Raw genomic sequence first — 10,930 nt, 5'->3', positions numbered from 1 at the left:
TGGAATATTACCAGTGAACAGTAACTAAAAAACAGCTGCCATACAAATATTTATGCACAGCAGCTGTCACACTATTTATCAAAAATATCCTTATCTATTTATGATCTGTGTTTTATTTCATTTCTCTTACGATCTTTCGAACCGGAAGAACAAATGTCGGAGATACGGACAACTCATCCAGTCCCATCTCTACAAATCTCTCAGTAAGTGTAGTGTCCGCACCAAGCTCACCACAGATTCCGGCCCAGATACCTTCTTTGTGTGCATTATCCACAACCATCTGGATCATACGGAGAACTGCCTCATGATGGGAATCATAAATGTTGTCAAGCTTTGCATTCTGACGGTCAATAGCCAGTGTATACTGGGTCAGATCATTGGTTCCGATACTGAAGAAATCAACCTCTTTTGCAAGAAGATCACTGATCATAACAGCTGCCGGAGTCTCGATCATGATACCCTGCTCCACGTCATCACGGAACGGGATCCCCTGTTCCTTAAGCTCTGCTTTTACTTCTGCTACAATAGCCTTGATCTGCTTCACCTCTGTTACAGAGATGATCATCGGATACATGATGGAAATATTTCCGAACATGCTTGCACGGAAAAGCGCTCTCAGCTGTGTCTTAAATACTTCCGGACGGTCCAGACAGATACGGATCGCACGATATCCCATTGCAGGGTTCTCCTCATGCGCCATATTAAAATAATCGATCTGCTTGTCCGCTCCGATATCCAGAGTACGAATGATAACTTTTTTGCCGGCCATATTCTGAGCTACGGTCTTGTAAACCTGGAACTGCTCTTCCTCTGTAGGATAGTCTTCTTTTTCCAGGTATACGAACTCACTTCGGAAAAGTCCGATGCCTTCCGCATCATTGGCAAGTACATTCGCAACATCACCTGTACTTCCGATGTTGGCATAAAGGTGGAGCTTACGACCGCTCTTGGTAACAGTTTCTTTACCTTTCAGCTCTTTGAGCATTGCACGCTGTGCAAGTTCATCGGCACGCATATCCTCATATTTTTTAAGGGTCTCTGCATCCGGCTCAACGATCAGATTTCCGCTCTTTCCGTCTACGACTGCCATCTTACCGTCCATGGACTCATCGTATTCAATATTGATCAGCGCCGGAATATTCATGGTTCTCGCAAGAATCGCAGTATGTGAGTTAGAAGAACCTTTTCTTGTGACAAAAGCAAGAACCTTACTCTTATCCATCTGTACAGTCTCACTTGGTGCAAGATCCTCTGCAACTACGATCACCGGCTCGGATGCTTCAAGCTCTCCATCTCCATGGCCGGAAAGCACACGTACCAGACGGTCTGAGATATCCTTTACATCAGCTGCTCTTGCTTTCATATAATCATCGTCCATCTGTGCGAACATTGATGAGAAGTTATCACCAGTTGTTGCAACCGCATATTCTGCATTTACAGACTCTGTACGGATAATGTTGTGGATGGAATCCAGATAGTCATCATCATCCAGCATCATCTGATGAACCTCAAAGATTGCCGCTCCGGACTCTCCAACTTCCTGAAGAGCCTTGTCATAAAGCTTCTGAAGCTGTGCCACAGCCTGCTCTCTGGCTGCCTCCACACGCTTTACCTCTTCTTCCGGATCCTCCACGTGAACACGTTTAACACTGGCGTCAACTTTCTGGAGGATTGAGATCTTACCGATCGCAATACCGGAAAATACAGATTTACCTTCCAAAACCTTCATGAAATTATCTCCTTCTGTTTTTATATTTGCCCACTTATGATGTATTATATCACACTATCCAAAGATTCTGCCACGATTTTTTTATGATCTCTAAAAAACCTGTAAAAACTCTATTTATACTTTCTTTTTTTGTCATATATACAGCAAAAGTGACAAAATAAAGACCGCAGAGCTTCATAAAACCTGAACAATACTTTCAGATATAAAAATAAGCATCTGCCGCCGGAATCCTTCCGGCAATTGCAGATGCTATATGTATGTATATCTTTTTATTCACTGCGAAGGGCATCAATCGGATTAAGATTAGCTGCCTTTACAGATGGGAGAAGTCCGAAGATCAGACCGATCAGCATGGAAAATACCACCGAACCGATAATTGCCGGAACGCTGATGGCTGTTGGTGCTCCTGACACCTGAGACACCATTTTTGACAGGATGATCCCAAGGACCACACCAATGATTCCTCCGATACTGGTCAGCACCGAAGCTTCCGTCAGAAACTGTCCCAGGATCACTTTTTTTCTTGCTCCGATAGCTTTTTCAGTCCGATCTCGCTGGTACGTTCTGTGACAGATACAAGCATGATATTCATAACACCGATACCACCAACAAGCAGGGAGATACTTGCGATCCAAATCAGCTGCTGATTGGTACTTTCGCTGAGCTTCTGGAGATTCTTGACCTTCTCCATAATGTCTTCCGCTTTATATTTAAAGTTCGATTTGTTTTTTCATTCTGGATTCCTGTATTCAGAATATCCTCTGCTGCTTTTCCTACAGAACTCATATTATCTGTGCTGTCTGCACGGACTGTCACATTTTGCGGCTGATCAAATTTAAATGCAACAGGCCAGGTAGTATCTGGGATCATCACGCTTCCCATGATCGTCTGCGAATATTCCTCGTACTCAGAAATCGTATTGATCTTCGGCATGCTGTCCTCACTCTGAGTGATCACACCTACAATAATATACGGTTCTGATCCCACCTCAATGGTTTTCCCTACAGGGCTCTCACTTCCGAAAATATTCTGTGCAGCATTGGAATCCACAAGAGCAACCTTTCGGTAGCTGTCATAATCTTTTTGTACAAATCCCCGCCCGGACTGGACCAGGTATCCCATCGTTTTCAGATAATTGCTGTCGATCCCGTACACGGTTCCGCCCTGAAAGCTTGTGTTTTTATAATAAACACTGGCAGACTGGCTGCTGTAATAAAATGTAGAACTGATCACATGATCCAAGTCTCCGATCGCCGTTTTCTGGGAATCAGAAATAACCGGCGGTGTGGCCGAGCTTCCGTAAGAACCATAATCCATATCGTATGTACTGTCTCCGTCATAGAGCATAACCTGTACGGTATTGTTTCCGGACCCGATCAGATCTTCCTTGATCTGCTCACTGGTACCTTTGATCGTAGATACAATTGCAATAATAGATGCAATACCAATAATAATACCCAGCATGGTCAGAAAGGATCTCATCTTATGTGACCATATTCCCTGAAAAGCCAGGCGTATATTTTCAAACATGAAATTTCTCCTTCCTGTTATTTATTCATTGTACATATCATCCAAAGTCACTTCTTTTGTCTTGGCTCCCTCCTTCACGGCATCACCATATGGGAAAGCAAGAAGATCATCGGATTTCAGACCTGAAGTTACAACTGCATAATATCCGCTGTTCACAATGCTGCCCACTGTGATCTGCTGCTTTTTCAGTGTTCCCTTCACGTCTTTGTATACATAGCTGGTTCCATTTTCCGTACGGATAAATGCCTTCATCACAACCATACTGCCTTCGGCAAGTTTATTTGACTTCAGAGATACCGTCACATAATCCTGGTCGGTAAACTGCAATGAACGATCTGTGATCTCTGCATTAAAGGTGTAATACGATACATTGGGATTAGAATCTCCACCATAATAAGCATTTGAAGAATCCACCGGGTAATCGGATACATTCAGTACCTTCGCCTCAAAGCTGCCGGAATTATAACTGGTACACTGAAGAAGTGTTCCCTCCTTCATCTGATCCAGCATCAGTTCGCTGACCGTTCCGGTAACATAAAAACCATCTTTGCTTTTTACTTTCAGAAAAGCATCTCCATTATAAGAACCTGTGACTTCATCTCCGATGTAAGCAACCGTTCCATCCAGTTTGCTTGTTATCAGCTTGTTTTTTATTTTGTTCTCCAGCTTAGTGATTTTCAGATTATTTTCCTCAATATCCAGTTTCAAACTTGCGATCTTGTTTTTCTGGATCTTGATCGCATCCTCTCTTGACATGGTTGTGCCATCAGTACCGTCATCTCCATCACCGCTGTCATCCGGTATCTCATCATCATTTTTGTCATATTTGGAAGCCTCGTCCAGTGTAAATTCTGTTTCCGCATACATATATACCGGATTTTCAAGAAGACTTCCATCGATCAGATAATATCCTGTACAGGAAAGTGTTCTGTCCTGAAAATCAGCAATGGTATCATTCTCATGAAACTCCAGCTGGAACCAGCTGCCGCCTTTCTGGACCACTTTGGTTCCATCCTCACTGTATCCCGCCATTCTGTTAAAGAAGGATCCCATCACCGTAACTTTGCCTTTGGCACTGCTTACAAGAAAAACATAGGGATCTTCTTCCGTACCGGTTCCTGTAAACGGCTGAGAAGTATAATCCAGCTTCTGATAAAATTCCGGTTCACCATCTGTGATCCCCGGAATTTCCGGTTCTGTTATATTGGGATCAGGAAGCTCATTGGGTCCCAGTGTGGGAGTTGGTGTCGGAGATACCGTTGGGGTGTCATCTTCTCCGGAACCCCAGTCCGTAGTCTCTCCGTCTGTAATATCATTGGCAGTAGGATCCTGGTAGGTCGGATCCATGATCAGATCCTCATCGGATGCAGTTGTATCCTCTTCCATATCCGCTGTGTCATCTCCGGTCATCTGCTCTGTTTCACTGTCCGTCGTTTCTCCGGACGGCATTTCTTCGGTAACTTTCTCTGCAGAATCTTCAAGATCTCCTTCTGTATCTGTAAAGGCACTGAGAAGTAATGGCCTGGAGGAAGCCGCTGCAAGATAGCTGCCATCTGCAGTAGCCGCGGAACCGGTAGTTGACTGCATATCCTCGTCTCCGTCACTTCCGGAAGGTGTATCCGTATTTGTCATTTCTCCGTCATTTCCTGTATCACCACCTGTAAGATTCAGGTCCGTACCATCAGTACTGTCTGTACTGTCTTCGATGGGACCTCCATTCTGAAGACTTGTCAGACGGTTCTGTGCTTTGGTCAGATCCTGCTCCTGCTTCTGCTGTTTCAGCTTTGCAATATTCAGCTCCATCTCTACAAGTGTCATATCAAAGGAGATCAGATTATCGCCTTTTTTTACATCATCACCCTGGGATACATATATTTTCTCGATGATCATATCTTTATCCATATTTACATTCTGAGAAACATTCGTGGTGATGGTTCCATCCAGTGTTGTCTCCGAATACCAGTCCGTCTGAAGATTGCTGACGCTGGTTACCGGCACCTCTGTTACCTTGGATTCTTTCACATGCATAAGCCCTGTGTAGATTCCTCCGGCTGCCAATGCCGCAACCAGTACACCAACGATCACTCTCTTCACCACTTTCATTCTATCACCTCTTTTCCTGCAGCTCACCGTCACGGATCATAACAACCCGTTTGGCATGTGCCGCGATCTCCGGGTCATGTGTGATCATCAGCACAGAAACTCCCTCATCGTTCAGCTTCTGAAACAGTTCCATAACCTGTGCTCCCGATTTCGTATCCAGTGCCCCGGTAGGCTCATCTGCCAGCAAAAGCTTGGGATTGTTTACGATCGCTCTTGCAATAGCCACTCTCTGCATCTGTCCTCCGGAAAGCTGGTTGGGCTTAAAATCCACCCTGTCGGCAAGGCCTACACGCTCCAGAGCTTTTCGTGCACGTTCCCGGCGCTCCTTTTTGGGAACCCTTGCATAATTCAGCGGCAGTTCCACATTTGTCAGCGCGCTCTGCCTTGGAAGGAGATGAAAGCTCTGAAATACAAATCCGATCGTTTTCAGACGGATATCTGACATCTCATTTTCTGTACATTTGGCAATATCTTCTCCATTCAGGAGAAAAGTTCCCTTGGTAGGTTTATCCAGACATCCGATAATATTCATCAGTGTAGTCTTTCCGGAACCGGAAGGTCCCATGATCGCCACATATTCTCCCTCCTCCATGGAAAAATCTACATCTTTCAATACAGGTACCGTCATTTTCCCCTGTTGATAATCCTTATATATTCCTTTTAAATCCAAAATCATTCTGTCGGCGCTCCTTCCATCGGAACAAGGTCATCTCCCGAAGAAATATCGTCTGTCGCATCCATCATATCACTGTCTACAGCTCCATCTTCGATCATTTCAGGCTCTGAGCCATCACTTTCCGTGTACGCAGAATCATCAATACTTTCATCATCCTCGGAATCATCCCACATCGCCGCTGTAGTCTGATCTGCAGTACCTTCTGTGACAGACATACCTTCTTTCAGCTCATCTGTCGGAAATGCGATCTTATCTTTTTCAGAAAGTCCGTCTGCGATCTCATATTCCCCAAGATCTTCATCATACTGTCCTAATATGACATCTCTCTTCTCCAGCTTGTTCTGACCGTTTGCGATCCAGACATATGGGCTGTCTGTATCCGCATCCACGATAAAATAATCGTTCAGCCAGATACCGGACTTCTTCTCATCCTGTCCTTCGTCCGGTTCAATATACACATGCTGCCCCAGCATCAGACCCTCAGATGAATCCAGATTCACATAAAACGGATAGGTACTGGATGATGTCTGATCATCACTGGCACTGGACATTCCGAACATTGCCATATCCGAACTGCTGTTGCTGGTAGAATTATCCATGTCAACAGAGCCCATGGTGCCCTTCCAGGTTTTTGAAGAATCCACCCTGGAACGAATGATCACAGGAGTTCCCTCTATGATCGAATCACGGTTTATTTCATTTACCGTTCCCTTTACACGATAAGCACCTGTACTCAGGATCGTGATAAATGCATTGCCGGAGCTGTTTCCGGAACTGGAATCTGTGGAATCCGTCGTGCCTTCTGTCAGCGTATCCTCCACGCCCTCAGAATCATCACCGCCCATCTTGGAGGTATCGATCTTCTGGATCACTCCATCGATCTCACTGCGCACCTCGGTATTCTGCGTTGCCTGGGAAAGCTTATCGATCTCTGCCTGTTTGCTTTTCTGATCATATTCATTCTTCTTGAGATTCATTTTCTGTGTTTCGATCTCTATTGTATAGGAAAGCTGATTATCTGCTGTAGCTTTCTTTTTCTCAGCTTCCAGTGTAGTGATCTGATCAGATATACTTAACTGTTCGTTTTTCAGGCGGTCCAAGGCCAGCTGTGCTTCCTGAAGACTTTGCTGGATACTTCCAAGATCATACTGAAAAAGAAGCTGCCCTTTCTTGACTTCCTGACCGGTCTTTACCTGAACTTCTTTTACCTTTCGGCCGCTTTCGATCTTTACCTGAACCGTTTCCTGCGGTTCCACAACACCTGCATATCGGTTTTCCACTCCGGAATCCATTTCCGAAAGCTTGCTTATCTTTGTTACATATACAATATCGCTGCCTCCTGCGGACCCTGCATGATGTGTATAATAATACCATCCACCGGCTCCGATACCGGCTGCAAGTACAAGGACCCCAAGTGCGATCAAAATACGTTTTTTCATATCTGTCCCCTTTTCTCAGCATCGTACTGAAACTATCTGTTGCTTCAAACATCATAGCAGATTCACTCTAAAAAGAAAAGTCCCTGAAGAAAACGATGCAGATTTCACAGATTTTTCATAAAAAAAATCCCCTTCGTGGCCAGGAGATTTTTTATGTAATAATGATTATTTAACTGTTACTTTAACTGTCCTTGTTACAGTCTTGTGATTAGCCAGCTTAACAGTAACTTTTACAGTATATTTGCCTTTTTTAGCATTTTTTGCTACTATGATCTTACCTGTTTTACTTACTTTTACAGCTTTGGAGTTGCTGGAAGTCCATGTTGCTTTTGCAGCTTTTGCCTTTGTAAGCTTGATGGTTGTAGCTTTTCCTCTTTTAACTGCAACACTGCTCCTGGAAACTTTTACATTTTTCTGAACAGCAGGGTTGATCGTATATGCTACAGTTTTATAGAAACCTGCATAACGGCCGATACCGTTGATATAAACTATTTTTTTACCGGCGGTTTTCATACTCTGTCCATACTTGTATGTTATAACATAATCTTTACCATTTTTCAGAGTTTTTTTACCAGCTTTTACAGTTAATACCGGATGCTGGGTTTTTCCATTGTAAGTTGTAGTTTTCTTTTTCAGTGACACAGTGTTGAAAGTCTGCTTTGTTGGTGATTTTGCAGCTGCCATTGTCGGAACGGTCATTGTTCCGAACAGAACCATAGCTGAAAGCATAATAACTGCAAGTTTTTTGATAGACTTCATTTTGATTCACCTCTCCCTTAAATTATCACAGGTATACGCCTGTTATTTTTGATTTATTTATAAACGATCCCGCCACGTCTGATCCTTTATAACGATATAAAAAGATAACAATCATTTCTCTGAGTGCTTCTTATGTTTCGTATCCGGCTCATAACCGTATCCATATCCATAGTTTCCGTATTTTCCATATTTACCATAGCCTCTGGTAGAAACTTCCGCGCGGTTCAGCACTGTGCCAAGAAGCTTACATCCGGACTGTTCGATCTCATATAAAGACTGTTTTATCATTGCCTTCGGTGTTTGACCGGCTCTGACCACCAATATCGCGCCATCACACAGGGAAGCGATCAGTGCTCCGTCTGACACACTTCCAAGGGGAGGTGTATCTACGATCACAAAACGATATTCTCCGGCAAGTCTGTCAAGCAGTTCTCTGAATCTGGCATCCTCAAGAAGAGGGGACGGATTCTCAAGAAGCTGTGTACACGGAACTATGTATGCATTTTCAATATTTGTTTTATAGACTACATCTTCATATTCTGCCATGCCGGAGAGATAATGGTTCAAGCCCTTTGTTTCTGACGCATTTTCCACCTGCATTCTCTGCATCTGAACAGATTTACGCAGATCCACATCCACCATAACAGTAGAAAAACCTGCTTCTGCAAGCATCTTCCAGAGATATGAGGAAACAGTACTTTTACCTTCATTTGGCATGCAGCTTGTAAGAAGGATCTTTTTTGTGTTTTTGCCACAGAATTTAACATTGATCCTGAGACGGTTCATTGCCTCTTCTACTGCATAGGGAAGATCCGGAAACACTACTTTCAGTTTATTCATTTCTCTTTCTCCTTTTTCTGCTGCTATACTCTTCCTCTCCGTCATAGCTTTTCACCTTACTGCTTTCAGGAATCGTAGTCAGCGGCACAAGGCCAAAATATTTTTCCATTTCTTCTGCCGTATGGATCGTATCATCCATCAAATATCTGACGATCAGGATACCTGCGCAGATGAGAAGCCCCAGAAGTCCTCCTATCACCGTAAACTTGAAATAGCTTGGTGCGGCCTTGTGTTCAGGTAGTTTTGCATGCTGTGCAATATTCGGAGCCTTGGTACTCATTGTATCCGGCAGATAGGAAACAGCTTCCTCTGCCATTGTCTCTGCAAGGTCCATAGACAGCTGAGGATCTGTTGTTGTTGCTGTGATCTGGAGCACACGCGTATCGGACGGATTGTTCAGTGTATACAGCTTCGCAAGATCTTCGTAATCCATATCGAGTTTCAGTTTTTCAATTACGCGGTTCAGCACCGGGTAACTGAACATCAGCTCTTCGTAATCGGATGTCAGCGAAGTTCCCAGATTCAGATCATTCAGATTGACAACTGAATCATCAGATGTTGAAACCACATAAAGTTTTGCCGTTGATTCATAGGTTGGCTCAATGAAAAAGAATGCAAATGCATTCAAAGCCAGTGCCCCGGCAAGAAGACAGAGAAGCAAATGGTGCCAGTGATCCATAAGCATATACGCAAGATCCAAAAGATCTATTTCCATCTCGTCATTCATATCTTTCTGATTCATAGCTTTTCTCCTTGTTTTATATTTCCCGCAGGTGGCCTGCACCTGGATTTTCTTTTAATCCTTTTTTATAAAACAGCTCCAGGACAACCTGCTGCAGACTGTCCTCATCAGGCGTAAACGTCTGCCAGCCTTCCTCGTCCGAACCGTAAGTTCCACTTATGGAAACTCTGTCATCTTTTTGTTATCTGACAGAAGAAGTGCCAGACGGCAGAACTTCTTTGCGCCGATATTGGTAGTCATATAGTCCTCAAGTGCATGATATACCTGCAATGGAAATTTACTGTCTGAATCACATTTGGATCTGAAAGCAGGTTTAAATGCCTCTTCATAATCATTCTGACGCTGCATGCGGTTCTGGTTAGTACCATCCGCAACATCCATTCTGCCTCTGACATAATTTTCAGCATGCGCTCCCATCAGCTTAACTGTTTCACCTTTTTTAGAGAAGGATCTCTCTCCGAAAAATCATCCTCGATGGTAACAGTCACACCTCCGACCATATCATTCACTACCTGGATCGCACTCATGTTGATCATTGCATAGCCATCGATCTTCTGTCCCTTCAGAAGAGTGGACACTGCATCCACCGTGTTTTCAGCCCTTATATTCTGATCAAGCCCCATGGAATGCGCAAGGGACAGCTGGATATCTGTTGTTGCCAAATAGGTTCCGTCATCAGCAAGGCTTCTGACAGGTGTGACAGTATTCCGGTCAACAGAAAGAAGCTTGCACGTGTCTGTACTTCTGTCTCTCACAATAACAACCAGAACATCACACTGGCCGGTACCGTCATATTCGGTTACTTCCTGTACTTTGCCAGGATCATCAACTCCGGCTATCAGATATGTTTCCAGATTTCCCTTCGGAACATATATCTGATCTTTATATGTAACTGTTTCCTCTGCTTCAATACTGCTGTTCTGATCTACAGTATGATGATCTGCCATTCCCAGTATAATATTGACAAAAACAGTTCCTGCTGCGAGAACCACCGCTGCGATCGCTATACCTTTGTACAATCTTTTTTGTCCTGTTTTTTCTGTATTGGGACATAAATCTCACTCCAGTTTTTTAATACTTTATGTTCAGCAGGATGTATCTTCTTATCAGAA

At 43.7% G+C, this 10,930-nt stretch carries 12 protein-coding genes; all 12 read right to left on the bottom strand.

From position 1 onward, the window contains the following. Positions 1–112: 112 nt before the first annotated feature. A complete protein-coding gene (gene ptsP, locus CK1_RS02045; RefSeq protein WP_015524657.1) occupies positions 113–1,729 on the bottom strand; it encodes a phosphoenolpyruvate--protein phosphotransferase in 1,617 nt (538 codons plus the stop codon). 269 nt (positions 1,730–1,998) lie between these two features. Then, the gene (locus CK1_RS17850) at positions 1,999–2,244 is read right to left on the bottom strand and encodes an ABC transporter permease (protein WP_353611101.1); all 246 of its coding nucleotides are present in this window, start codon (positions 2,242–2,244) and stop codon (positions 1,999–2,001) included. Next, positions 2,241–2,420, bottom strand: coding sequence for an ABC transporter permease (locus CK1_RS17845; RefSeq protein ID WP_015524656.1), 180 nt, complete (start codon positions 2,418–2,420; stop codon positions 2,241–2,243). The genes CK1_RS17850 and CK1_RS17845 overlap by 4 nt, the downstream gene beginning before the upstream one ends. Then, on the bottom strand, positions 2,366–3,259 hold the full coding sequence (locus CK1_RS02040; RefSeq protein WP_015524655.1) for an ABC transporter permease: 894 nt from the start codon (positions 3,257–3,259) through the stop codon (positions 2,366–2,368). The genes CK1_RS17845 and CK1_RS02040 overlap by 55 nt, the downstream gene beginning before the upstream one ends. Before the next feature lie 21 nt (positions 3,260–3,280). Next, on the bottom strand, positions 3,281–5,362 hold the full coding sequence (locus tag CK1_RS02035) for a hypothetical protein (protein ID WP_015524654.1): 2,082 nt from the start codon (positions 5,360–5,362) through the stop codon (positions 3,281–3,283). A gap of 4 nt (positions 5,363–5,366) precedes the next feature. Further along, a complete protein-coding gene (locus CK1_RS02030; RefSeq protein ID WP_502685118.1) occupies positions 5,367–6,035 on the bottom strand; it encodes an ABC transporter ATP-binding protein in 669 nt (222 codons plus the stop codon). Then, positions 6,035–7,477, bottom strand: coding sequence for an efflux RND transporter periplasmic adaptor subunit (locus tag CK1_RS02025; RefSeq protein WP_015524652.1), 1,443 nt, complete (start codon positions 7,475–7,477; stop codon positions 6,035–6,037). The genes CK1_RS02030 and CK1_RS02025 overlap by 1 nt, the downstream gene beginning before the upstream one ends. A 165-nt stretch (positions 7,478–7,642) precedes the next feature. Continuing rightward, entirely contained in the window at positions 7,643–8,236 is a 594-nt protein-coding gene (locus CK1_RS02020) for a hypothetical protein (RefSeq protein ID WP_015524651.1), read from the bottom strand. A gap of 111 nt (positions 8,237–8,347) precedes the next feature. Then, the gene (locus tag CK1_RS02015; RefSeq protein ID WP_015524650.1) at positions 8,348–9,076 is read right to left on the bottom strand and encodes a CpsD/CapB family tyrosine-protein kinase; all 729 of its coding nucleotides are present in this window, start codon (positions 9,074–9,076) and stop codon (positions 8,348–8,350) included. Then, the gene (locus CK1_RS02010; protein WP_015524649.1) at positions 9,069–9,818 is read right to left on the bottom strand and encodes a YveK family protein; all 750 of its coding nucleotides are present in this window, start codon (positions 9,816–9,818) and stop codon (positions 9,069–9,071) included. The genes CK1_RS02015 and CK1_RS02010 overlap by 8 nt, the downstream gene beginning before the upstream one ends. Before the next feature lie 156 nt (positions 9,819–9,974). Further along, the gene (locus tag CK1_RS02005; RefSeq protein ID WP_015524648.1) at positions 9,975–10,235 is read right to left on the bottom strand and encodes an LCP family protein; all 261 of its coding nucleotides are present in this window, start codon (positions 10,233–10,235) and stop codon (positions 9,975–9,977) included. Next, positions 10,235–10,837: an LCP family glycopolymer transferase gene (locus CK1_RS02000; RefSeq protein WP_306288690.1), complete on the bottom strand. Its 603-nt coding sequence runs from the start codon at positions 10,835–10,837 to the stop codon at positions 10,235–10,237. The genes CK1_RS02005 and CK1_RS02000 overlap by 1 nt, the downstream gene beginning before the upstream one ends. Positions 10,838–10,930: the final 93 nt, after the last annotated feature.

Origin of the sequence: Ruminococcus sp. SR1/5, from assembly GCF_000209835.1 — a bacterium.
GTDB lineage: Bacteria > Bacillota > Clostridia > Lachnospirales > Lachnospiraceae > Blautia_A > Blautia_A fusiformis.
Note: the sequence above shows the minus strand (reverse complement) of the source record. Positions and strands in the feature narration are given on the sequence as shown.